The sequence below is a fragment of the Pseudacidovorax sp. DMC4 genome, from assembly GCF_056314265.1.
In genome coordinates this window covers 48721-72861 of record NZ_JBQUYR010000020.1, presented here as the reverse complement: position 1 = coordinate 72861, position 24141 = coordinate 48721, and the positions used below count along the sequence as shown (strand labels likewise).

Sequence of the window (24141 nt, the reverse complement as noted above, 5' to 3'; positions counted from 1 at the left end):
CGCGCATGGCCCCGCAGGGCCATGCGCCTGCCGCGCAAGACGACCGCATCGCTTCCATGATCGCGTCCCGACGCCCTCCCGCCCTCATCGGCGCGAGGGCGTTTCTTCATTCACCGACCGCCGGGGGTTCGCCATGAACGGCTGGGCCAGTTCGCTGACCAGCTGGGGCGTGATCGCCATCGGCGTGTTCTGGTATGTCGGTGCCCACAACCGGCTCGTGCGCCTGCGTTCGACGGCCGTTCAGGCCTATGCGCAGCTCGATGCCGCGCTGATGGCGCAGGTGCAGCATGTGCAGGCACTCCTCGCCCAGGCGCCGGCGTCTGCCGACGAAGTCCAGCGGGGCCTGGATGCCACGCTGCGTGGCGCCTGCGGACAGCTGGCGACCTCGCTGGGTACGGCCCGGCTTCGGCCGTTGCATGCCCCCACCATGGCCGCGCTGGCGACTGCCGTGCGGGCCTGGGCGGCGGCCTGGCACCAGCATGCCCAGGCCGCGGGCCAGGCCCTGCCGGCCCTGCTGGCCGGCGATTTGCTTGCCGGCACGGCATGGCCGCTGCCGCCCACCCATGTCGAAGTGGCGCAGGCCCAGTTCAATGCCGCGGTGACGCAGTACAACGCGGCGGTTCGCCAGTTCCCGGCCATCCTGGTGGCCTGGCTGGCCCGCTTCAAGGTGGCGGCACCGCTGGTCTGACTCGTCTCGGGTGCAGGGCGCCGCCGTCTTCCGCCGGAGCGCTGCCTGGGCAGCGCACGGGCACCCATTACCATCGCCGTCTTCCTGTCCCACACCGATGTCCGTCGGAGATCCCATTTCCCCTTCCGCCCCTCTTGGGCCTCCGCTGTGGCGCCAGCTCCAGCTGGTGGCCGGCGTGCTCGCGGCCGTCCGTGGCGGCACGTCCGGCACGGCGGCGCTCGACGAGGTCGAGCCTGGCCTGCGCCCCGGTGTGCAGGCGATCGCCTTCCAGACCATGCGCTGGCTGGGCCGTGGCGAGGCGCTGCGGCGCCACTTGGCCAAGCGCACCCCGCCGCCGGCCGCGGACGCCCTGCTGTGCACGGCGCTGGCCCTGGCGTGGGACCCCGAGCGTGCACCTTACGAGCCGTTCACGCTGGTCGACCAGACCGTCGAAGCCGCCAAGCGCCAGCCCCACACCCGCGCGCAGGCCAGCTTCATCAATGCCTGCCTGCGCCGCTTCCTGCGCGAGCGCGACGAACTGGTCGCCGCCACCGAGCGGGAGCCCGTGGCCCAGTGGAACCATCCCCGTTGGTGGATCGAGCGGCTGCGCCGCGACCATCCCCAGGCCTGGCAGCGCGTGCTCATGGCCGACAACGGCCCGGCGCCCCTGACGCTGCGCATCAATGCACGCAGAACCTCGGTCGCCCGCTACCTGCCCGCACTGGCGGCCCTGCAACTGCCGGCCCGCAAGGTCGCGGAGCAGGGGCTGGAGCTGCGCGAGGCGCGCCCCGTCCAGCAACTGCCCGGCTTCGAGGTCGGCGAGTTCTCGGTGCAGGACGCGGCGGCCCAACTGGCCGCGCCGCTGCTGCTCGAAGGCCTCAAACCGGCCGGTCCGGCGCTGCAGGTGCTCGATGCCTGCGCCGCGCCGGGCGGCAAGACGGCGCATCTGCTCGAACGTGCCGCCGCCGTGCCGGTTCAGGTCACGGCGCTGGAGATCGATCCCCAACGCGCCCGGCGCATCGACGAGAACCTGGCCCGCCTGGGCCTGCAGGCCGATGTCCGGGTGGCCGATGCGGCCCGCCCCGAAAGCTGGTGGGACGGACAACCCTACGACGGCATCCTGCTCGATGCCCCCTGCACGGCCTCGGGCATCGTGCGCCGCCATCCCGATGTGCGCTGGCTGCGGCGCGAGAGCGACGTGGAGCAACTTGCACTGCAGCAGGCGATGTTGCTGGCCGCGCTGTGGCCGCTGGTCCGAGTCGGCGGCCGGCTGCTGTATTGCACCTGTTCGGTGTTCCGTGAGGAAGGCTCGCGCCAGATCGACGCGTTTCTTGCACACAACACCAACGCCCGCCTGCTGCCGTCCCCCGGCCATTTGCTGCCCCAAGGTGGTGCCGGCCCCCGTGGCCTCCCGGACAATGCATTGGGTGAGCACGACGGATTCTTCTACGCCCTGCTTGAAAAGCACGCCTCCTGAGCCGGGGCGGCGGCAGCTCCTGGCGGGCGTGCTCGGGGCGGGCATGCTGGCCGTCGTGCCTGCCTTCGCCCAGCAGACGCGCGCCGAGCTCACGCAATTGCGCCTCGAGGCGACCGACGACGGCATCTACCTGAGCGCCGCGGTGCGCTTCGAGTTGCCGGCGGCGGTGTCCGATGTGCTGGACAAGGGCATCGCCCTGCATTTCGTGGCCGAGGCCGAGCTCTTCCGCGAACGCTGGTACTGGACCGATCAGCGCATCGGGCAGGCCGCCCGCTACATGCGGCTCGCCTACCAGCCGCTCATGCGCCGCTGGCGCCTCAATGTGTCGCCCACGCCCATCACGCCGCTCGCGTCGAGCGTCGTGCTCGGGCAGCATTTCGACACCCTGGACGAAGCCCTGGACGCGGTGCGCCGCATCGGCCGCCTGCGTCTGGCAGATGCCGGCGAGATCGGCGAGGGGGGCTCGCACCCGGTGGTGTTCCGCTTCCGGCTCGACACCTCCCAGTTGCCCCGGCCCTTCCAGATCGGGCTGGTGGGCCAGTCCGAGTGGAACGTGTCGGTGGAGCGCAGCACGCGACTGCCGCTGGAGCCGGCGCGATGACCCAGACGCAGCCCGGCGGCCTGGGCAACCCGCCCCGCCGGCGCTCGCGCGCGCGGCGATGGGGCGTGGGGGTGGCGGCGGCCGCCATCACGGCGCTGGGCCTGGTGCTGATGTTCCTGCTGGCCCAGTCCACCAACAACCGCGCCCTCTACGAGCAGAACTATGCGCGGCTCTTTGCCGTCAACGTGGTCGTGGCCTCGCTGCTCATGCTGGTGTTGGTGTGGGTGGGCTTCCGCCTGACGCGCCGGCTCCGTCAGGGCAAGTTCGGCAGCCGCCTGCTGATCAAGCTCGCGGCGATCTTCGCGCTCGTCGGGGTGGTGCCCGGCATCCTGGTGTATGCCGTCTCCTACCAGTTCGTCGCCCGCTCCATCGAGAGCTGGTTCGACGTGAAGGTCGAGGGCGCACTCGATGCGGGCCTCAACCTCGGCCGGGCCACGCTCGATTCCCTGTCGGACGACTTGGCGGCCAAGGCCCGTACCGCGGGCAACCAGCTGGCCAACACGCCCGAGACGGCATTGCCCGTGGCGCTGGACCGGCTGCGCGAGCAGTTGGGCGCCAACAGCGTGCAGGTGTGGTCCTCCACCGGTCAACTGGTGGCCAGCGCGGGGTCGCTGCGCTTCGAGCTGAGTCCCGAGCGGCCCAGCCCGCAGCAGCTGCGGCAGGTGCGCGCCGACCGCGCCACGGCGCGCATCGAAGGGCTCGACGAGACCGCCGAGGCGGCTGCGACGGCATCGGCGGCGTCCTCGCGGGCGGTGGTCAAGGCCATGGCGCTCGTGCCGCGACCCGGCTTCGAGCTGAACGAGCCGCGCTTCCTGCAGATCGTTCAGCCACTGCCGCCAGCCATCGTCGCCAACGCCCTGGCGGTGCAGGAGGCCAACCGCGAGTACCAGGAGCGCGCCCTGGCCCGCGACGGCCTGCGTCGCATGTACATCGGCACGCTCACGCTGTGCCTGTTCCTGGCCGTCTTCGGGGCCGTGCTGCTCGCGGTGCTCTTCGGCAACCAGCTGGCCCGGCCGTTGCTGGTGCTGGCCGAGGGCGTGCGCCAGGTGGCTGCCGGCGACCTGCGGCCGACGCAGGTCTCGCGGGCACGCGACGAACTGGGCGGCCTCACCCGCTCCTTCGCCGAGATGACGCAGCAGTTGGCAGAGGCCCGCGCGGCCGTCGAGCAGAGCATGAAGCAGCTCGATGCGGCCCGCGCCAATCTGCAGACCATCCTCGACAACCTCACGTCGGGCGTCATCGTGCTGGACGTGGCCGGCACGGTGCTGTCGACCAACCCAGGCGCCACCCGCGTGCTGCGGGCGCCGCTCGCAGCCTACGAAGGGCGCCCGCTGGCGGAGGTGCCGGGTCTGGCCGAATTCGGGCTGGCCGTGCAGCGCCAGTTCGATGAACTCGAAGCCGATGCGCGCCAGCATGGCCTCGACCACTGGCAGCATGCCTACGAGCTGCACGCCATGGGCACGGGCGTGGAGCGCAATGCCGTCAACATCGTCGCCCGCGGCGCACAACTGCCGGGAGCGGCCCGCCTGCTGGTGTTCGACGACATCTCCGAGATCGTCTCGGCGCAGCGAAGCCAGGCCTGGGGTGAGGTGGCACGTCGGCTGGCGCACGAGATCAAGAACCCGCTCACGCCCATCCAGCTGTCGGCCGAGCGGCTCGAACTCAAGCTCACCGGCAAGGTGGCGCCCCCTGAAGCGGCGGTGCTGCACAAGTCCGTGAGGACCATCGTCGAGCAGGTCGACGCGATGAAGCGGCTGGTGAACGAATTCCGCGACTACGCGCGGCTACCCGCCGCCGAACTCAAGCCGCTGGACCTCAATGCCCTGGTGACCGACGTGCTGCACCTGTACGCCGCCGAACATGCCGGCGTGCCGGTGCAGACGGAGCTGGATCCCCGCTGTCCGCCCATCCGCGGTGATGCGCAGCAGCTGCGCCAGGTGATCCACAACCTGCTCCAGAACGCGCAGGACGCCACCGAGGCCGCGCATCGCACGTCGCCGGTACTGCTGCGCACGCGGCTTGCCGACTCGGGCCAGCGGGTGCGCCTCGTGGTGCAGGACGGTGGCCACGGCTTCGCGGAGAACATCCTCCAGCGTGCCTTCGAGCCCTACGTGACGACCAAGAGCAAGGGCACGGGCCTGGGCCTGGCCGTGGTCAAGAAGATTGCCGACGAACATGGTGCACGCGTCGACCTGTCCAATCGCATGGTCGATGGCACAGTGGCCGGTGCACAAGTGTCGCTATCATTTGCCATCGCTGTCGCACCCTCGGGCGGCAACACGGCCTCCGCGGCCTCATCGCCTGCCTGAGCGCCGCAGGCCGCAGCAAGCAAGAGAACCCTTCGCATTCATGGCAAACATCCTGGTGGTCGACGACGAACTGGGCATTCGCGACCTGCTGTCCGAGATCCTCAACGACGAAGGGCATAACGTCGAACTGGCCGAAAACGCCTCCGCCGCCCGCGCAGCGCGGCAGCGCGAGCGTCCCGACCTGGTGCTGCTCGACATCTGGATGCCCGACACCGACGGTGTCACGCTGCTCAAGGAATGGTCGGCGGCAGGCCTGCTGAACATGCCAGTGATCATGATGAGCGGCCACGCCACCATCGACACCGCCGTCGAGGCCACGCGCATCGGCGCGGCCGCCTTCCTCGAAAAGCCCATCACGCTGCAGAAGCTGCTCAAGGAGGTCGAGAAGGGCCTCATGCGCGACGAGGGGCGCCGCGCCGTCGCCTCGCCAGTGCAGCAGCCGGTGAGCGCCGTGCCAGCCAGCAGCCCCGTGGCGGCCGCCGTCCCTCCCATCCTGGCGGTGCTGCATCCGGCGGCACCCGATCCGGGGCCGCAAGCCCGGCAGACCTTCGACCTGGACCGCCCGCTGCGGGAAGTGCGCGATGCCTTCGAGAAGGCCTACTTCGAGTTCCACCTTGCCATGGAAAGCGGCTCGATGACCCGCGTTGCCGAGAAGACCGGGCTGGAGCGGACCCATCTCTACAGAAAACTCAAACAATTGGGTGTGGACTTGTCCAAAGGGAAGAAACCTGCGCTATAATCTGAGGCTCGCCTGATGTTCAATGCACAGGTAAGCCTCTAGGCCCGGTAGCTCAGTTGGTAGAGCAGCGGATTGAAAATCCGCGTGTCGGTGGTTCGATTCCGCCCCAGGCCACCAAATCCAAAGCCCCTGATCCCACGGTCAGGGGCTTTTTTCATGCCCTCGTGCGGCCCGATCAGGAGGCTGAAGCCGTGGCGCACCGAGCGTGCTGGCCGCCGGTGCCGCCGGCGACCTTGGCGCATTCGGCCGTGCGGCGAGCGTGACACGGGCGCCTCGAGCGAGGCGGTGGCCCGAAATGCGCAATCCCGCACACGGGCCACCTGCGATTGGGGTGTGCCCCAAGCCGTGGTCCCGAGGCCCTGGCATACGGTGCCGCTGCTCCAGTACGGAAGGCGCCGCGGAACCCGAGGCGTCCCCGGGGGGGGCGACGCTCGACGTGCGCTTCGGCGTGGACGAACCGGCAGGGCGCAATCTTTCCTCCCTCGCCTTCTTCGGACGGCATCGCCCTGTTTTTCGGGTCTCCTTCGGGAGGCCTTTTTGGGGCTGTTCCGGTATCGCATCGGCGCCTGCTGTTGTCCCCAAGGGCTGCCCGGGCCGCTGCCCGCGCCCTGCCTCTGCGCGATGAATGGCTGGCCTTCCGGCGGCTGTCATCGATGGGCGCTCGACCCGCTTGGAATCGTCCGTCGGGTGTGGTGTTCCAGGAATCGCTGTCGCGTGTCGGCCTATGCCTACAAGGCCGCCCCGCAAAAGCTGAGAAGCTCCACCACCTTTTGTCCGCCCCCGATTCCCCGGTCTGCCACCTTCGCTGTGAGCGCGCCCATCCATCCGCATGACTTCGCCCCCTGCCTCTCCCGCGCTCACGCCAAACCCGGGTCCGGAGTCCGCCGACCTGGCGCGCTGCGAGGACGAGCCGATCCGCATTCCCGGCGCCATCCAGCCGCATGGCCGGCTGCTGGTGATCGACATCGCCACCGGCCGGCAGTCCGCATGGAGTGCCAATTGGCCGGAGCATGAGCGCCATGCGGCCGTGGCCGAGCTGCTGGCCCGCGGGCTGCAGGCGCTCCCGGAGCAGGCCTTCCCCGTGCCGCTGGGCAGCTTCGCGGTGGGCGAGGGCGGCCACATGCACGCCTCGGCCCATGCCCGCGATGGCCGGCTCATCGTGGAGTTCGAGCCGCCGCAGGAAGAGCCCGCCCACGGAAGCACCTCCATCTACACGGTGGCACGCGCCTTCATGCCGCGGCTGCAGGCCGTGGACGACATCGAGGAACTGGCTGTGCTGGCCGTCGCCGAGATGAAGCAGCTCAGCGGCTTCGGCCGCTGCCTGCTCTACCGCTTCGACGAGAACAACGACGGCCGCGTGCTGGCCGAGGTGGCCGACGACGGCTACGAGCGCTACACGGGCCACCATTTCCCGGCCTCCGACATCCCGGCGCAGGCGCGCGAGCTGTACACGCTCAACCACTTCCGCATCATCCCCGACGCCAACTACACGCCGGTGCCGCTGATCGGGCCGGGCGACGAGCGGCCGGTGGACCTGTCGCAGTCGGGCCTGCGCAGCGTCTCGCCGGTGCACCTCGAGTACATGCGCAACATGGGCACGCTGGCGTCGATGTCGGTGTCGCTGGTGGTGCAGGGGCGCCTGTGGGGCCTGATCTCCTGCCACAACCATCAGCCGCGCCACCTGGCGCCCACCACGCGCCTGGCCTGCGAACACCTCGGACGGCTGGTGTCGCTGCAGATCCAGGCCAAGGAAAGCAATGCCTCGGCGGCCCAGCGGCTGGAACTGCGCAAGCTGATCCTGGAGATCGTCTCCCACCTGTCCGACAGCGATGCCAGCCTGCAGCGCCTGCTGGCCGAGCCGGCGCCGCTGCTGCGGCTGGCGCGCGCGGCCGGTGCGGCCGTGGTGCTTGACGACGAGGTCTGGACCACCGGCGAGACGCCGCCCAAGTCAGAGGTCCTGGCCCTGGCCAGCTGGATCGCCGGCCTGGAAGAGCCGGTCTATGCCAACGATGCCCTGAGCCCGCACACGGTGCCGTCCTGGGCGGCGGGACAGGAGGTCGCCGGCTGCCTGGCGGTGTCGATCTCGCAGGTGCACCGCCACCTGGTGCTGTGGTTCCGGCCCGAGCATGTGCGCACCATCACCTGGGCGGGCGATCCGCGCAAGGAAGTGCGGCCGGAGGACGGCCGCATCCATCCGCGGCGCAGCTTCTCCAGCTGGGCGCAGAAGATCCGCGGCCGCAGCCTGCCCTGGACGGCGGAGGAGCGCGCCGCGGCCGACGAACTGCGCCAGGCGCTCATCGGCATCGTGCTTCGGCGCGCCGAGGAGATGGCCGCGGTGGCCACGGAGCTCAGCCGTGTCAACCGCGAGCTGGAGGCCTTCTCGTACACCGTCTCGCACGACCTGCGCGCGCCCATGCGCCACATCGCGGGCTTCGTGGACCTGGTGGTCGACATGGAAGGGCGGCAGTTGTCCGAGCGCGCGCTGCGCTACCTCTCCAACGTCAAGGACGCAGCGGCCTTCGCGGGCGAGCTGGTCGACGCGCTGCTCGACTTCTCGCGCATGGGCCGCACGGCGCTCAAGCTGCGGCCGGTCAAGATGGCGGACCTGATCGAGGGGCTGATCCACGAGCTCTCGCGCGGCGATGCCGCCCGCGGCGTGCAGTGGAAGGTGGACGCCCCCTTGCCCGTGCTGGAGGCCGACCCGCTGCTGCTGCAGGTGGCCACCCGCAACCTGCTGGCCAATGCGCTCAAGTACACCCGCGGTGCCAGCCCGGCGGTGATCCAGGTGCGTGCCATCCGCGAGGCGGACGGCAGCGGCATCGAGGTCGAGGACAATGGCGTCGGCTTCGAAATGAAGTACGTGGGCAAGCTCTTCGGCGTGTTCCAGCGCTTGCATTCCGCGGAAGAATTCGAGGGCACCGGCATCGGCCTGGCCAACGTCAAGCGCATCGTCGAACGTCATGGCGGCCGGGTCTGGGCGCAGGGCGAGCCCGGACGCGGCGCCCGCTTCGGCTTCGTGCTCCCCCCCCATCACCCCGGTCTCGCACAGGACGCGCTCGGAGAACTGCATGCTTAAGCCCATCTTGCTGGTCGAGGACGACAAGCGGGACCTCGAACTCACCCTCATGGCGCTCGAACGCAGCCAGCTGGCCAACGAGGTCATCACCGTGCGCGACGGCGCCCAGGCGCTGGCCTACCTCAACCAGGAAGGCGAGTTCGCCGACCGCGGCACGGGCAATCCGGCGGTCATCCTGCTGGACCTCAAGCTGCCCAAGGTGGACGGCCTGGAGGTGCTGGAGCAGGTGCGCGCCAATCCCAGCCTGCGTAGCGTGCCGGTGGTGATGCTCACCTCCTCGCAGCAGGAGTCCGACGTGCTGCGCAGCTACGAGCTGGGCGTCAATGCCTACGTGGTCAAGCCGGTGGACTTCAAGCAGTTCGTCTCGGCCATCGCCGACCTGGGCGTGTTCTGGGCGGTGCTCAACGAGCCGCCGCCCGGCTCGGTCAAGACCTCGCGCCGCTATGAGTGAACGGGCGGCCGCCGGCGTGGACTCGGCATCCCGGGCGACGCCGGCCGGCAATGGAGCCGCACGCCTTCGTGTGCTGATGCTGGAGGACTCGGTCTTCGACACCGAGTTGCTGATGCAGGCACTGCTGCGCGCGTATCCGCATGCGAAGGTCACCACGGTGCGTGACGAATCCGGCTATGCCGAGGCGCTGCGGCAGGAGCGCTTCGAGCTCATCCTGTCGGACTTCGAGCTGCCCGGCTATTCCGGCCAGCAGGCGCTGGAGCTGGCGCGCAGCCTCACGCCGCAGGTGCCCTTCGTCTTCGTCTCGGGCGTCATCGGCGAGGACAACGCGGTCGAACTGCTGCGCCAGGGCGCCACCGACTATGTGAGCAAGGGCCGCCTCTCGCGCCTGCCGATGGTGGTGGACCGCGCGCTGCGCGAGGTGGCGGTGCGCGACGGGCGGGTGCGCGCCGAGCGCGCCCTGCAGGACAACGACCTGCTCTTCGGCCGCCTGGTCGATTCGCTGGCGGACTATGCGGTGGTGCTGCTGGATGCCCAGGCGCGCGTGCTGCGCTGGAACCTGGGTGCGCGCCAGATCTTCGGCTCGGCCGAGTCGGAGGCCCTGGGCCGCGGTCTGCATGAATTTCTCACGAGTCGCGAAGGGCCGCAGCCCATGGAGTGGCTGCACGCCAGCTGCGCGGGCGGCAGCTTCAACGCGCAGCTGTGGCTGCAGCCCCTGCGCGGCGAGCCCTGCTGGGCCGATGTGGTCGTCGCCTGCCTGGATGCCGAGGCCTCGGCCGCGCCGCCGCCCGTGGCCACCAGCCGCGTGCGCTACTGCCTGATCATCCGCGACCGCACCGCCGAGCATCGCAATGCCGAGGCCCTGCGCGCCGCCGTCGCCCAGGCCGAGGCGGCGCAGGAAGAAATGGCCCGCGCCAACGAGGCCAAGGACCGCTTTCTGGCCATCGTCTCGCACGAGCTGCGCAATCCGCTGGCCGCCATCTCCTTCGCCGCCCAGCTGCTGCAGCGACTGGCCACCGTGCCTGAGCGCCACAAGGACCTGATCCCCGGCATCCGCCGCAACGTCGAGCTGGAGGCCCGCCTCATCGACGACCTGCTGGACGTCTCCACCATCACCAGCGGCAAGCTGAGCCTGCGCGCCGACCGGCTGGACGCGGCATCGCTTCCCGCCGAGGTGGGCGAGATGATGCGCGGCGCACTGGCCGACAAGAAGCTCAAGCTCGGCGTGCGGGGCGTGGCCGAGGGGGCCTGGGTGCGGGCCGATGCGGCGCGCATCAAGCAGGTGATCGCCAACCTGCTGCGCAACGCCATCAAGTTCAGTCCGGCCGGCGCCACCATCCGGCTGGAGTCCGAGGTGCATGACGGGCATTTCGTCGTGCGCGTGGTCGACCACGGCATCGGAATCGCGCCCGACGCGCTGGAGCGCATCTTCAAGGCCTTCGAGCAGGCCGACCGCGAGGTCGCACGCCAGTTCGGCGGGCTGGGCCTGGGCCTGGCCATTGCGCGGCACCTGGTCATCGAGCACGGGGGCATGCTCACCGCCACCAGCGCCGGGCCCGGCCAGGGGGCCACCTTCGAGATGCGCCTGCCGCTGGCCGATCGCGAGGAGACCCAGCCCCTGCGTGCCGCGCCCACTCTGCCGCCGGCCCCGGCCGCTGCCCAGGGCGCCCGGGTGCTCATGGTGGAGGACAACGTCCAGGCGGCCGAGTTGCTGATGCTCTTCCTGCAGGACTACGGCTATGCCATCACCCACGCCGCCTCGGTGGCCGAAGGCCTGGCCTGCGCTGCGCAGAAGGAATTCGACATCGTGCTGACCGACCTGGGCCTGCCCGATGGCAGCGGCGTGGAGATCGGCCGCGCCCTCGGTGCCCGGCTGCCCGTGGTGGCGCTGAGCGGCTACGGCAGTCCCATCGACCGCCAGCGCACGCAGGCCGCCGGCTTTGCCGCACACCTGATCAAGCCGGCGGACCCGGAGGCGGTGCACGAGACACTGCAGGCCGCGTTGCGCAGCGCGGCCTGAGCGACGCTGGGCCGCGCCAGGCCTGGATGGGCCAGCGGCGCCGCGCGACGTGCGGGCCGGCCGGCCGCCAGCCTCCGTCGTCCTTCAGTGTTCGTCAGCCCTGGACGGTCACCGGCGGCAGGCTGCCGCCATCCTTGAGCGGCACCGCCAGGTCGGCGAGCAGCGGCAGCACCTGCCGGGCGGCGCGCTCGCCCTCTGCAATGGCGGCGGCGGCGCGGTGGAAGTCCATCGCCGCAATGTCCGACAGACGCGGACGCACCATCACGTCCGCCGGCTCGCCGGCCATGCGGCTCTGGGTGATGCGCACCTGCATGATGTTGAGACTGGTGCCCAGCACGTCCAGCAGCGAGGGCATCTCTGTGCCGCCGCCTGCGGGCGCACGCGGCGCCGGCCGCAGTTTGCCGAGTACCGTGGCCAGCACACCGGCCTTGGGCAGCTCGGCCACGGCCATCCCATCGGTGGAGGCGGTGCGGTTGCGCCGGCCGATCAGGTCCCAGTTGAGGTCCACGGCGATCACCAGGTCGGCGCCCATGGCGCGGCACAGCGACACCGGGATCGGGTTGACCAGCCCGCCGTCCACCAGCAGGCGGTCCTCCTGCTGGGTCGGCGTGAACAGACCCGGCAGGGCCATCGAGGCACGCACCGCATCGATCACCGGCCCTTCGCGCAGCCACACCTCGCGGCCGGTCGCCAGCTCGGTGGCCACGCAGCCGAAGGCCTTGGGCAGGTCGGCGAAGTCGGGGTCCTGCGAATGCTCGCGGAAGAACTTCAGCAGCTTGCCGCCCTCGATCAGCCCGCCGCCCATCTTGAGGTCCAGCATGGCCACCGTGCCCGACCACGTGAGCTTGCGCACCCAGTCTTCGAGCCAGTCGAGCCGGCCGGCCGCATAGATGGCACCCACCAGTGCGCCGATGGAGGTGCCGCACACCACGTCGGGCGCGTAGCCGGCCTCTTCCAGCGTGCGGATCACCCCGATGTGCGACCAGCCTCGCGCCGAGCCGCTGCCCAGTGCCAGGCCGATGCGGGGCCGCCGCGGCATCAGAAGTCCACGAGGCTCAGGCCGACGGACAGGACGGTGCGCTTGCGGTTGTAGTCCACCAGCGTGTCGCCGTAGCCGTGGAACAGCTGCACATGGAAGCGCAGGTCGCTCTTGGCCGGATCGCCGATGGCGCGCAGCCATTCGAGTCGCACCGAGCCCTTGCCGCTGCCGCCGATGAGCCCGCGTGCGGTGCCGCGCAGCGTGTTGACCGGGTCCACGTTCCAGGTGCCGATGATCTCGCTGTGGCCCAGGTAGCTGGTGATGTCGGGGTTGTCGTCGTCGGCCGCGCTTTCGTGCACGCGGTGCCACACGCGGGCGGTGATGGCGAATCGGTTGTCCAGCTCCACGCCGCCCATCAGGTAGACGCGGTTCCAGCTGCGCGACAGCGGCAGGCTCTGACCGTTGGACTGGTGCACCAGCCCCAGGCCCGCATAGCGCCAGCGCCAGCCGCCGGGCAGGCTCAGGTCCAGCGGGTAGGCGTACATGAGCTCGGGCTCATGGTCCGTGGTGCGGAAGGGTCGCGACAGGTCCGAGTTGAAGACCTGCCAGGTCGACTGCTGCGTGTAGCCGAACCACAGCGAATCGCGGCGCAGCGGGTCGCCACGCGTGAGCAGGCCCTCGGCCAGCTTGGTGCGCACCGAAAGCCCGATGCGCATCTCGCTGGGCTGGTAGGCCATGGCCGTGCCGGTGTGCCCCTCGGCGGGCGAGGTGGGCGTCTGCGGCCGGCCGTCGGCGGTGGAGATCGACACGTTCAGCGGCCGGTAGCCGCGGAAGGTGAAGGTGCCGCAGCTACTGCCTTCCTCCAGCTCCCAAAAGCGCGAGAGCGCTGAGTACTGGCGGTCGCGGCAGCCTTCGGTGTCGGCCACGGCGATCACGCGCGTGGCGGGCTGGGCCACGTCCACGGGTTTGTCCACGGCCGGTGCGTCCGGCGGCTGCGCAGAGGCGAGCGCGGGCGGGGCCGGTGGCAGCGTGGCGGCAGGTGTCTGCTGCTGCAGGGCCCAGCGGTCGAAGCAGGCCAGCCGGGCGGCGTTGTCGGCGGAAAGGCGCGCGCACTGCTGCCAGGTGAGTTGGGCGTCCGCCAGCGGGCTGGGCGGAAGGCCCGGTGCGGGGGCGGCCTGTGCCAGCGCGCGTGTCTGGGCCTGGACTGCGAACGGACTGGCCAGGGCAGCCAGCGTCAGGAAGCTCAGGGTGAGGGGCGTTTGCGCAGAACGACGGGCACGCTCTGCTCGGTGGCGGTGTTGCGCCATGTTCCAGTGAACTCCTTGCCGCACGAGGCGGGCTGCAGGTCTGTGGTCCAGACCGCGCTGATCGTGCGGCCGTCCCGGGATTCGTCGAGGCTGAACTGGCCGTCGGCATTGATGTCGCCGGCCAGCTGGGCCAGCGGGGAGCCGGCCCTGGCGATGGTGCCACGCACGCTGCCCGCGTATTCCGGATGCGGGCGCAATTCGACGTCAGCGGGCGCCGCGTCGTTCTGGAAGCGCGCATCCCACCAGCCATAGAGGTCCGAGGGCTTCATGTCGCTGGCCGTGGCCGGACAGCCGGGCGGCACGCGGGTGCCCGCGCAGCCGGCGGCGGCCAGCGCGATCAGCAGAGAGGGCAGCAGGCGCATCGCGGCTCCTTGGGGCGGTATCAGTTCGAGGGCTCGGCGGCCGAGGCGGCCGCAGCGGCGCGGCGCGCGAACTCGGCGCGCAGGGCCTTGAGCTTCTCGCGCGGGTCTTCCTTGGCCGTGGTCTTGTCCAGCGCCATCTCGGCGATGAAGCGGCTGGGCGCGGCCTGCACCATCTCGCGGCCCTTCTTGCGGCGCTTCATCCAGCTCACGGCCAGCGTGCGCTGGGCGCGGGTGATGCCCACGTACATCAGGCGGCGCTCTTCCTGCAGGCGCTCGGCGATGCTTTCCGTGACCTTCTCCTGCCGGCCTTCGTCGTCGTCCAGCTTGAAGGGCAGCAGGCCCTCGTTCACGCCGACCAGCATCACGTGCGGCCACTCCAGGCCTTTGGAGGCATGCAGCGTGGAGAGGGTGAGCACGTTCTGGTCCTGCTCGCGCTCGCTGATGGTGGACAGCAGCGAGATGGTCTGCGCCACCTCCAGCAGGCTCTTGGCCTCGGGGCCGCTGGTGGCGCCGGAGGCGTCCTCCACCTGGCCGCCGCAGCGCTGCGACATCCAGTCGCAGAACTCCAGCACGTTGGTCCAGCGGCTGGCCGCGGCCTGCTCGCTGTCCTCGCCGTCGTAGAGGTGCTTCTCGTACTCGATGTCCTTGAGCCAGTCCATCAGGAAGGCCCGCGCGCCCTCGGCGCCGACGGTGTGGCGGGCGCGGTATTCGAGGGCGTTGATGTAGCGGCCGAACTCGTGCAGTCCCTCGATGCCGCGCTTGGGCACGGCGCTGGGCAGCGAGGGCGAGAACAGCGCCTCGAACAGGCTGATCTTGTACTGGCTGGCGAACACGCCCAGCTGCTGCAGCGTGGTGTGCCCGATGCCGCGTTTGGGCGTGGTCACGGCGCGCAGGAAGGCCGGGTCGTCGTCGTTGTTGACCCACAGGCGGAACCAGCCGCACAGGTCCTTGATCTCGGCGCGGTCGAAGAAGCTCTGGCCGCCCGACACCTTGTACGGGATGTTGGCGCGGCGCAGCGCCTGCTCGAAGATGCGCGCCTGGTGGTTGGCGCGGTAGAGGATGGCGAAGTCGCGCCATTCCTTGTGCGTGGAGCTTTCGCGCAGGCCCTGGATGCGGGCCACCGTGCGCTCGGCTTCGTGCTGCTCGTTGTCGCAGTCCACCACGCGCACCGGCTCGCCCTCGCCCAGCTCGCTGAACAGCGTCTTGGGAAAGAGCTTGGGATTGGGCCCGATCACGTTGTTGGCCGCGCGCAGGATGGCGCTGGTGGAGCGGTAGTTCTGCTCCAGCTTGATGACCTTGAGCTGCGGATAGTCGATCGGCAGCTTCTTGAGGTTGTCCAGCGTGGCGCCGCGCCAGCCGTAGATGGACTGGTCGTCGTCGCCCACGGCGGTGAAGCGGCCGCGCTCGCCGGCGAGCAGCTTGAGCACCTCGTACTGGGTGGCGTTGGTGTCCTGGTACTCATCGACCAGGATGTGGCCCAGCAGCTTCTGCCACTTCTCGCGCACGGCCTCGTGCTTGTGCAGAAGCTGCAGCGGCATGCCGATGAGGTCGTCGAAGTCCACGCTCTGGTAGGCCGTCAGGCGCTCCTCGTAGCGGGCCATGATCTTGGCGGTGATGCGCTCGTTGTCGTCCAGTGCCTGGGCCTCGGCCTCGGCCGAATTGAGGCCCATGTTCTTCCACTTGCTGATCGTCCACTGCCAGGTGCGGGCGGTGGCCGTGTCGGTGGTGCCGCCGGCGTCCTTGAGGATCTTGGTGACGTCGTCCGCGTCCAGGATGCTGAACTGCGGCTTGAGGCCCAGCACGCCGCCGTCCTCGCGCATCATGCGCACGCCCAGGGCGTGGAAGGTGCACACCACCACCTGCTTGGCGTCGCGGCCGATCAGGCCCTTGGCCCGCTCGCGCATCTCGGCCGCCGCCTTGTTGGTGAAGGTGATGGCCGCGATGCGCTTGGGCTCCAGCCCGGCCTGGATCAGCCGCGCGATCTTGTGGGTGATCACCCGCGTCTTGCCCGAACCCGCGCCGGCGAGCACCAGGCAGGGCCCGTGGAGGTAGTTGACCGCTTCCTGCTGGGCGAGATTGAGGCCGGAGGACATGGCGAGAGGGGGGAGGGCTGCAGGCGCCGCGGCGCTGGATCGGCCGGACGCAAAAGCGCGCAATGATACTGGCGGGGGGCTGGCGACGAGAATGCGCCGCCGTGCTTGCCGTCTTTGCCGCCACCTTCCCCTTCTTCGCGCTGATTGCCCTGGGCTACCTGGCCGCTCGGCGCGGGCTGATGCCGCTGGAGGCGATTCCGGGCCTGAACGTCTTCGTCCTGTACTTCGCACTGCCCTGCATGCTGTTCCGCTTTGCGGCCGGCACGCCGCTGGCGCAACTGCTCGATGCACGGGTGGCGCTGGTGTGGGGCGTGGCCGCGCTGGCGATGGTGGCGCTGGCCACTGCCGCCGCGCGGCGCGCCGGACACCACTGGAACGACGCCGCCTTCGGCGCGCTGGTGGCCGCCTTTCCCAACACCGGCTTCATGGGCGTGCCGCTTTTGGCCGCGCTGCTGGGGCCGGCAGTCGCGGGGCCGGTGATCGTCACCATCGCCTTCGACATGGTGCTGACCTCCTCGCTGTGCATCGCCCTGTCGCGGCTGGACACGCACGAGGGCGGCGCCGCGGCCCAAGCCGTGCGGCGCGCGCTGGGCGGCATCGTGCGCAACCCGATGCCCTGGTCGATGGTGCTGGGCGCGCTGGGCTCCGCGCTGCAGTGGCGGCTGCCGGCACCGGTCGACCGCACGGTGGGCATGCTGGCGGACGCGGCGTCGCCAGCGGCGCTGTTCACCATCGGCGCGGTGCTGGCGCGCTCGGCCCTGCGGGCGCGCGAGGGCGGCGCGCAACTGCCGTGGCGCGCCGCGCTGCGCGACCTGTTGCCGGTGGTGGGCTTCAAGCTGCTGGTGCATCCGCTGCTGGTGCTCGGGCTGGTGACGGCGCTGGCAGCAGCAGGCACCGGGCTGTCGCCGCTGGCCGGCGTGGCGCTGGTGCTCACGGCGGCGCTGCCCAGCGCCAGCAATGTGTCGATGCTGGCCGAGCGCTATGGCGCGGACACCGGCCGGGTGGCGCGGATCATCCTGTGGACGACCGTCGGCGCCTTCCTGAGCTTTCCGCTGGCGGTGACGCTCACGCGCTGAGCCGCTGCCGAGACGGACGCCATAGGCCCTTCGTCCCCCCTGGCATGCGAGGTATTCCTACGCCGCGCGGACGCGGCGGGGCCTAATGTGAGCGCATGTTTCAGAGGTTCTGATCATGCAGACATGGGTTCGCGTGATGGTCGCCGTGGCGGCACTGGCCGCGGTGGGTGCAATGGCCGCGCACGGCCAGGTGCGATGGGCCGCCGCCCTTCTGGCGGCTGGCGCCGTCTTGTTCGCGATCGGTCTGTGGGCCGTCCGCCTGCGCTCGACGCGCCGGCGGGTGCTCTCCTACGTGCAGGTCATCAAGCCGCCGCTCGGGCACATCGAGCACCGTCAGGCCTGAGGGATGCCGGCATACCCCACGGGCCGGGCTGACCGCCCCGCGGTGAAAGGCCGCGATGCCGCGAGAGCGTGCCTCAGATCGCCTGGGGATCCACGTCGATCAGCCACCGGATGATCCCCTGCCCCTCCGGACCGCGCCGCAGCGCATGCAGCCGCGGATGCCACTGCGCCAGCAGGCGCTGCAGCGCCACCCGCGATTCGCTTTCGACCAGCATCTGCGCCCTTTCCACATTGGCCACGCGCTGGATCGCCAGCGGCACCGCCGGATAGCGTTGCACGGCGGTTGCCTCGGGCAGATCGTTCACCGCCGAGCTGGCGGCCGTCAGAAATGCCTGTGCCGCTTCCTGCGTACGGGCGTCGGCGCGCAGCAGCGCCTGGAAGGCGAAGGGTGGCAGGCTGGCGGCGCGCCGCTCTTCCAGCTGCTGTTCGGCAAAGGCCGCGTAGTCGTGCCGCCGCAGCGCCGCGAACAGCGGATGCTGCGGATGGAAGCTCTGGATCCACATCTCCGCTCGGCTGCCCTGTGCCGCCAGCCAGGCGCTGTCGCGGCCTGCCCGCCCGCCCGACTGCATCAGCAGCGAGAACAGCCGCTCCGGCGCGCGGAAGTCGCTGGAGAACAGCGCGCCGTCGGGGTTGATGGCCGCCACCAGCGTGATGCGCCGGAAGTCGTGGCCCTTGGCGATCATCTGCGTGCCCACCAGCACGTCCACGGCGCCGTCGTGCACCTGCGCCAGCTGCTGGGCCAGGGCGCCCTCGTGCCGGGTGCTGTCGGCGTCGATGCGGGCGATGCGAACCGGGCCGCCGCCGTCGCCCTCGGGCCGCTGCACGCCCGCCAGCAATTCGGCCAGTTCCTCCTCCAGCCGTTCGGTGCCGCGGCCCACGGGGGCGATGTCCAGGTTGCCGCAGGCCGGGCAGGCGCGCGGCACGCGTTCGGCAAAGCCGCAGTGGTGGCAGCGCAGGCTGCGGTCGATCTTGTGGAAGACGCGGTAGGCGCTGCAGTGCGGGCATTCGCTCTTCCAGCCGCAGTCGCCGCAGGCCAGCACCGGGGCATAACCGCGGCGGTTGAGCAGGAGCATGCTCTGCTCGCCGCGGGCCACGCGCTGGGCGATGGCGTCCACCAGCGCGGCCGACAGGCGGGTGCGCGGCGGCTGCAGGGTCATGTCCACCAGCCGGACGGTGGGCAGGTCGCCGGCCCCGACGCGGCTGGGCATGGACAGGCGCCGGTAGCGGCCGCCGGCATCGCCGTCCGACGGCGGGCGGCTGCCCCACCAGCTTTCCAGCGACGGCGTGGCCGAGCCCAGCAGCACCCGGGCGCCTTCGCGCCGGCCCCGCCACACGGCGAGGTCGCGCGCGGAATAGCGGGCGCCTTCCTGCTGCTTGTAGCTGGGGTCGTGTTCCTCGTCGACCACGAGCAGCGCCAGCCGGGGCAGGCTGGCGAAGATGGCCATGCGCGTGCCTAGCACGATGCGGGCGCGGCCCAGGTGTGCCGCCAGCCAGCTGGCCAGGCGCTGGGGATTCGTCATGCCGCTGTGCATCGACACCACCGCGCCCGGCCCGTAGATCGGCGCGAAGCGGGCGACGAAGCGCGCCTCCAGCTGGGGCGTGAGGTTGATCTCCGGCACCATCACCAGGGCCTGCGCCTCGGGGTCGGCCTCCAGCAGCTCGGCCACGGCCTGCAGGTAGACCTCGGTCTTGCCGCTGCCGGTGCTGCCGTGCAGCAGGAAGACGCCCGCATCGCCTGCGCGCAGTTCGGCCAGCACGGCCGCCTGCTCGGCGGTGGGCGGGCGGGGCGCGTCGCCCTCCACCGGCGCCGCCGCCTTGGGCTGGCGGGCGAGCCGACGCGCGAGCTGGTCGGCGCCCAGTTCCCGCAACTGGGGCGGCAGGCCGGCCAGCGCCACTTCGCCGATGGCGCGCTGGTAATAGCGGGCCGCGAATTCCACCAGATCGCGCCAGCCGGCCGAGAGGGGCGGCAGGCCCTCCAGCACGGCGGCCACGGCGCGCAGGGTGGTGCCTGCGGGCTCCCCCCCGGCCTCCCCCCACACCACGCCCAGCACCTCGCGCTGGCCCAGCGGCACCCGCACCAGCGCTCCCGCCGGCACCGGGCTGGGCGTGATGTAGGTCAAAGGTTCGGAGATGCCGCTGTGGGCCGGCGTCTGCACCGCCACCCGCACGCGAACCCCGGTTTGGGACGCTTCATTCATGCTTGTTTCGACAAGCAACATCTAAGTGTTTGATTTCTCGGGAGTTTGGCAGTCATCCAGAGTTCCTGTGGATAACTTTGTTGATAGGCGGCTGTGAAGGCCGCCAAAGCCCGTCAAATCAAGGCCTTGGCCAGATTGCCCGTAAAAAGGGCAGGGTGACGAATCCATAGGAATCAATCACTTAGCAGTGCTCGACGGCAGGGGCTCCGCCGTGGCAGGCACCCGGTGTTATGGCGCACCGCAGCACGAACTTTGTGCATAAGTAGGGGCGCGGGGGCTTGACAAAGCGCCAAAGCCCTGCCGGCGCCCGTTCCATGCGGGCTGGATGCTCCCTCAATGCGTGCAGCGGCGGCCGGCCGTCATGCAGTCCGCTGGGCGCGCGAATGCCGGTGGACGGCCTCCACCAGCGCGGCGACATGCTCGGGCGGCGTGAACTGGCTGATGCCGTGGCCCAGGTTGAAGATGTGGGTCGGGCCGGTGGTGGCCGGATCGCGGTGCGGCACGCCGAAACGGTCGAGCAGGCGCACGGCCTCGGCCGCCACCCGGCCGGGCGGCGCGAACAGCACATTGGGGTCGAGGTTGCCCTGCAGCGCCTTGCCCTTCGGGCCTTCGCCCACGCGGGCGCGGGCCACGGCCAGGTCCACCGTCCAGTCCAGGCCGAGCACCTCGCAGTCGAGCGTGGCCATGGCCTCCAGCCACAGGCCGCCGCCCTTGGTGAACACGATGCGCGGCACGCGCTGGCCGTCCGCGCCCTCGCGCTTGAGCTGCGACAGCACGCGCGCGGTGTAGGCCATGCTGAATTCGTGGAAGGCCCCGTCGGCCAGCGCCCCGCCCCAGCTGTCGAACACCATCACCGCCTGCGCGCCGGCGTCGATCTGGGCGTTGAGGTAGGCGGCCACGGCGTCGGCATTGATGGCCAGCATGCGGTGCATCAGGTCCGGGCGGCCGTACATCAGCGCCTTGGCATGCCGCCAGTCGCTGGAGCCGCTGCCTTCGACCATGTAGCAGGCCAGCGTCCACGGGCTGCCCGAGAAGCCGATCAGCGGCACGCGGCCGGCCAGCGCGCGGCGGATGGAGGCCACGGCGTCGAACACATAGCGCAGGCGCTCCAGGTCGGGCACTTGCAGCGCGTCGACCGCCGCCTCGTCGCGCACGGTGCGCGCGAAGCGCGGGCCTTCGCCAGCCTCGAAGGACAGCCCCAGCCCCATGGCGTCGGGCACGGTCAGGATGTCGGAGAACAGGATCGCCGCGTCCAGCGGAAAGCGGTCCAGTGGTTGCAGCGTGACCTCGGTCGCGTAGTCGACGTTGGTGGCCAGGCCCATGAAGCTGCCGGCCCGGGCGCGGGTGGCGACGTACTCCGGCAGGTAGCGGCCGGCTTGGCGCATCAGCCAGATGGGCGTGTGGTCGGTGGCCTGACGCCAGCAGGCGCGCAGGAAGCTGTCGTTCTGGAGGGGGGCGAAGGGCATCGCGGGATTGTCGCAGCGGTGCCCCAGAGCGTGACGGACTTGGCGGCGGCGGTGGCTGGCGCCCCGCCGCCGGCCTCGGTCAACCCGTGCGGTACTTGATCGAGCAGCCGTAGGGCTTGGTGCTCGCCACCGAGATCGGGCGGCCGCCGAAGGCATCGGCCAATGCCTGGTTCACGTAGTTGGTCGCGGTCCTGATGTCGTCGGGCCGCGCCGAGGCGATGCTGTCGATGCCGCCGGCGTACACCAGCACGCCCTGGGGATCGATGATGAAGATGTGCGGCGTGGTGCGCGCGCCGTAGGCCTGGCCCACGATGCCGTCCTCGTCCATGAGCACGGCGGTGGGGGCGCCCGACTGGGCCTTCATCCAGGCGGCCAGCTCGGCCGGCGGCAGGTAGTCGCTGGCGGCGCGCTCGGTGGAGTTGATGGCCAGCCAGACCGCGCCCCGCGCGGTGGCGGCCTTCTGGGTGGCCGGCATGTTGCCGCTGCCGTAGTGCTTGCGCACGAAAGGGCAGCCGGGGTTGGTCCATTCGAGCACCACGTACCTGCCGGCAAAGTCGGACAGCTGGTGGCGCTGGCCGCTCGTGTCCACGGCGACAAAGTCGGGCGCCTTCTGGCCCACGGTCGGGGCGGCATGCGCCTGGGCATTGATCAGCAGGCTGGCGCCCAGGGCCATGGCGGCCGTCATCACGGCGCGGCGCGAGGCACGGGAGAGGGCGGCACGGGCCGCGCGGACATTGCGCGCGGCGCGCTCGGTGCGCGAAAGTTTGGATGGCGACGGCGAGGTCGACATGGATGGATCAGCTCCTCATGACGGAAGGGGCCTTTGCACGGGCGGCGGGCGCCGTGTCGGCCGGGTTGAATGCTGAAGCGCAGCGGGAGCTTAGACCGCTTTCTTGAAGCCGGCGCGACAACCTGTACGGATCGGGGGAAATCGGGATCGCGCGTGCAGGCGCGGTGGCACCGGTCCAGGGCCGGGGCGCCCGGCGCCGCGTCAGAGGTGCCGGGCCACGAAGCCGAACCAGCGGGTGAGTGCGCCGACGGCATCGTCGGACTGGAGCGCCTGCAGCCATGCCTCCTCCTGGGCCCGCATGATGTCGTCGGCCATGTCCAGCGCGTCACGGTAGCGCCGGGCCGGGTCCTGCGCCGGGGTCAGCGGGTAGGTTTCCCCGACGAGCATGGCGACGATGGCGCCGCGCGCCGTCAGGCGCTGCAGGTCGTCGCCGCATTCGCCTGCGGGAATGATCGGCCCGCTCAGCGCGCCGTGCGCCACCATGGCGGCCGCTACCGTGGCCAGCACCTGCGGGGCCGTGGCGCCGTCGCCGCCGGCGGCCAGGTCGTCCCGCGCCTGCAGGCCGGCGGCTTCGATCGCCGCCTCGTGCACGAACACGCGGTCGTGGCCCGCCCGCTTCAGCCAGTGGCGCTGCCGCCAGCCGTGGTCGACCGTGAAGGCATGCAGCGACAGCGCAGGGTCGGCGCTGCCGCCGAAATAGCGGGCCGTGGGCAGGGGCGGCGCCTGCATGGCGCGCAGCGGCGCATCGTCGGCCAGCAGGCTGACGGCCGCGTGGTCCACGTTGCTCAGCAGCGAGGCGGTGGTGCGCAGGGCCAGGCCCAGCGGCTCGCCCAGCATGGCCAGCGGACCGGGCGCCGGCAGGTCGCGTGCCGAGGCCATGGCGTCCACCGCCTCGGTCAGCTTGCGCACGCCCTGCTTCACGTTGAAGCGCACTTCGCGCAGGCCGTCCTTGAGCGCCAGCGCCTTGTCCGGACTGGCGGCAGCGGCATCCTGGGGTTTGCGAGACATTTGCGACTCCGGCAAGGCACTATGTACAGGGGGTAGCATACCGGCTGGACGCAAGGGGTGTCCGCCAAGCAAGAGGTCCCTCCATTGAACCGTAAAGCCACGTCGACGGACGAAGCGGCGGCGCAGGACGGTGGCGCCGACAAGGTCACCGCCAATGCCCGCAACCGGCGCATGCGCCTGCGCGCCGCCTGGATGTACTACATCGAGGACATGACCCAGAACGACATCGCCCAGCGCCTGGGCCTGGGCCGGGTGACCGTGGTGCGCCTGCTCAACGACGCACTGGAGCGGCACGAGGTCAAGTTCACCATCGAGAGCGGCGTGCCCGAATGCGTCAACCTCGAGCGGGCGCTGGAGCGGCGCTTCGGCCTGGCCGAGGCGGTGGTGGCGCCGCTGTCCAGCCCCGAGGCCGACGCCGCCCTGGCCGTGAGCGCGGCCACCGGCCAGTACATGTCGGAGCTGGTGCGCCCGGGCATGAAGCTGGGCCTGGGCTGGGGCCGCACGCTGCTCGAATCGCTGCGCTACATCCGCACGACGCCGGTGCCCGACCTGTCGGTGGTCTCCATGCTGGGCGGCATCACCAAGATCAAGCGCTACAACCCCTCGGAATTCGCCTGGCGCTTCTCCAGCCTGTTCCAGGCCGAATGCCTGCAGATGAATGCGCCGGCGCTGGTGGACAGCCCGGCCTCGCGCCGCATGCTGATCGAGGGCTGCGGCCTGGGCGAGGTCTTCGACAAGGCCAGGGAGCTCGACGCCGTGCTGCTGAGCGTGGGCGACCTGGCGCCGACGGCCACCGCCTTCCGCGATGGCTATCTGTCGGACGAGGTGCGCCGCTCGATGCTGCGCCTGGGGGCGGTGGGCGAGTCGCTGTTCCACTTCTACGACGCGCGCGGCCAACTGATCGACCACCCCATCCACGAGTGCGTGATGGCCATCCCGCCCGACACCATCCGCCAGGTGCCGCAGCGCATCGTGGCCTCCGGCGGTGTCGGCAAGGCACGGGCGCTGCACGCCACCATGCGCCTGTTCAAGCCCACGGTGCTGATCACCGACGAGCATGCCGCCGCCCGCATGCTGGAGATCGACCAGGAAGACTGACCCTCCCTACGCCGATGCCGCGTGCCTTCTGGCGCGCCCCCAGGCCCCGCCTCGCACCGCGACGCGGGGCTTTTTGCTGCCT

General features: G+C 70.8%; 19 protein-coding genes and 1 tRNA gene. 12 read left to right on the top strand and 8 right to left on the bottom strand.

Going from position 1 to position 24141, the window contains the following annotated elements:
- Positions 1-133 precede the first annotated feature (133 nt).
- From ACT54X_RS27170 to ACT54X_RS27130, 9 genes are all read left to right on the top strand, one after another.
- Entirely contained in the window at positions 134-688 is a 555-nt protein-coding gene (locus ACT54X_RS27170; protein WP_294375798.1) for a LemA family protein, read from the top strand.
- A gap of 97 nt (positions 689-785) precedes the next feature.
- Positions 786-2144 (top strand): 16S rRNA (cytosine(967)-C(5))-methyltransferase RsmB, encoded by a 1359-nt coding sequence (rsmB, locus tag ACT54X_RS27165; protein WP_294375801.1) that lies wholly within the window; start codon positions 786-788, stop codon positions 2142-2144.
- On the top strand, positions 2125-2745 hold the full coding sequence (locus ACT54X_RS27160) for a DUF4390 domain-containing protein (RefSeq protein ID WP_294375803.1): 621 nt from the start codon (positions 2125-2127) through the stop codon (positions 2743-2745). The genes rsmB and ACT54X_RS27160 overlap by 20 nt, the downstream gene beginning before the upstream one ends.
- Positions 2742-5054 carry a sensor histidine kinase gene (locus ACT54X_RS27155; protein ID WP_294375806.1) on the top strand — a complete coding sequence of 771 codons (2313 nt, stop codon included), beginning with the start codon at positions 2742-2744 and terminating at the stop codon, positions 5052-5054. The genes ACT54X_RS27160 and ACT54X_RS27155 overlap by 4 nt, the downstream gene beginning before the upstream one ends.
- 40 nt (positions 5055-5094) lie before the next feature.
- On the top strand, positions 5095-5793 hold the full coding sequence (locus ACT54X_RS27150) for a response regulator (protein WP_234197927.1): 699 nt from the start codon (positions 5095-5097) through the stop codon (positions 5791-5793).
- Positions 5794-5834: 41 nt separating this feature from the next.
- Positions 5835-5910, top strand: a tRNA-Phe gene (locus tag ACT54X_RS27145).
- 712 nt (positions 5911-6622) lie between these two features.
- A complete protein-coding gene (locus tag ACT54X_RS27140) occupies positions 6623-8869 on the top strand; it encodes an ATP-binding protein (RefSeq protein WP_294375905.1) in 2247 nt (748 codons plus the stop codon).
- Positions 8862-9320: a response regulator gene (locus tag ACT54X_RS27135; protein WP_017758603.1), complete on the top strand. Its 459-nt coding sequence runs from the start codon at positions 8862-8864 to the stop codon at positions 9318-9320. The genes ACT54X_RS27140 and ACT54X_RS27135 overlap by 8 nt, the downstream gene beginning before the upstream one ends.
- Positions 9313-11340 carry a hybrid sensor histidine kinase/response regulator gene (locus ACT54X_RS27130; protein ID WP_294375915.1) on the top strand — a complete coding sequence of 676 codons (2028 nt, stop codon included), beginning with the start codon at positions 9313-9315 and terminating at the stop codon, positions 11338-11340. Before ACT54X_RS27135 ends, ACT54X_RS27130 begins: the two co-directional genes overlap by 8 nt.
- 94 nt (positions 11341-11434) lie before the next feature.
- On the opposite strand, the gene ACT54X_RS27125 is transcribed toward ACT54X_RS27130, so the two are convergent.
- The 4 genes from ACT54X_RS27125 to ACT54X_RS27110 are packed head-to-tail and all read right to left on the bottom strand — an operon-like array spanning position 11435 to position 16081.
- Positions 11435-12379, bottom strand: a complete 945-nt coding sequence (locus ACT54X_RS27125; RefSeq protein ID WP_294375918.1) for a patatin-like phospholipase family protein — start codon at positions 12377-12379, stop codon at positions 11435-11437.
- On the bottom strand, positions 12379-13626 hold the full coding sequence (locus ACT54X_RS27120) for a phospholipase A (protein ID WP_294375920.1): 1248 nt from the start codon (positions 13624-13626) through the stop codon (positions 12379-12381). Before ACT54X_RS27120 ends, ACT54X_RS27125 begins: the two co-directional genes overlap by 1 nt.
- Positions 13563-13988: a hypothetical protein gene (locus tag ACT54X_RS27115; RefSeq protein WP_294375924.1), complete on the bottom strand. Its 426-nt coding sequence runs from the start codon at positions 13986-13988 to the stop codon at positions 13563-13565. Before ACT54X_RS27115 ends, ACT54X_RS27120 begins: the two co-directional genes overlap by 64 nt.
- A 20-nt stretch (positions 13989-14008) precedes the next feature.
- The gene (locus ACT54X_RS27110) at positions 14009-16081 is read right to left on the bottom strand and encodes an ATP-dependent helicase (protein WP_476349648.1); all 2073 of its coding nucleotides are present in this window, start codon (positions 16079-16081) and stop codon (positions 14009-14011) included.
- A gap of 101 nt (positions 16082-16182) precedes the next feature.
- On the opposite strand from ACT54X_RS27110, the gene ACT54X_RS27105 reads away from it, so the two are divergent.
- Both ACT54X_RS27105 and ACT54X_RS27100 read left to right on the top strand, forming a co-directional pair.
- Positions 16183-17157 (top strand): AEC family transporter, encoded by a 975-nt coding sequence (locus ACT54X_RS27105; protein WP_476349646.1) that lies wholly within the window; start codon positions 16183-16185, stop codon positions 17155-17157.
- A 115-nt stretch (positions 17158-17272) separates the two neighbouring features.
- A complete protein-coding gene (locus ACT54X_RS27100) occupies positions 17273-17500 on the top strand; it encodes a hypothetical protein (protein ID WP_476349644.1) in 228 nt (75 codons plus the stop codon).
- A 73-nt stretch (positions 17501-17573) separates the two neighbouring features.
- Here ACT54X_RS27100 and priA read toward each other — a convergent pair whose 3' ends face one another.
- The 4 genes from priA to ACT54X_RS27080 form a co-directional block, all read right to left on the bottom strand.
- On the bottom strand, positions 17574-19697 hold the full coding sequence (gene priA, locus ACT54X_RS27095) for a replication restart helicase PriA (RefSeq protein WP_476349642.1): 2124 nt from the start codon (positions 19695-19697) through the stop codon (positions 17574-17576).
- A gap of 359 nt (positions 19698-20056) precedes the next feature.
- On the bottom strand, positions 20057-21163 hold the full coding sequence (hemE, locus tag ACT54X_RS27090; protein WP_294375934.1) for a uroporphyrinogen decarboxylase: 1107 nt from the start codon (positions 21161-21163) through the stop codon (positions 20057-20059).
- A gap of 79 nt (positions 21164-21242) precedes the next feature.
- Positions 21243-21953, bottom strand: a complete 711-nt coding sequence (locus ACT54X_RS27085; protein WP_017758377.1) for a thioredoxin family protein — start codon at positions 21951-21953, stop codon at positions 21243-21245.
- A gap of 201 nt (positions 21954-22154) precedes the next feature.
- Positions 22155-22961, bottom strand: coding sequence for a hypothetical protein (locus ACT54X_RS27080; RefSeq protein WP_294375937.1), 807 nt, complete (start codon positions 22959-22961; stop codon positions 22155-22157).
- Positions 22962-23045: 84 nt separating this feature from the next.
- On the opposite strand from ACT54X_RS27080, the gene ACT54X_RS27075 reads away from it, so the two are divergent.
- Positions 23046-24059 carry a sugar-binding transcriptional regulator gene (locus tag ACT54X_RS27075; protein ID WP_294375940.1) on the top strand — a complete coding sequence of 338 codons (1014 nt, stop codon included), beginning with the start codon at positions 23046-23048 and terminating at the stop codon, positions 24057-24059.
- Positions 24060-24141 lie beyond the last annotated feature (82 nt).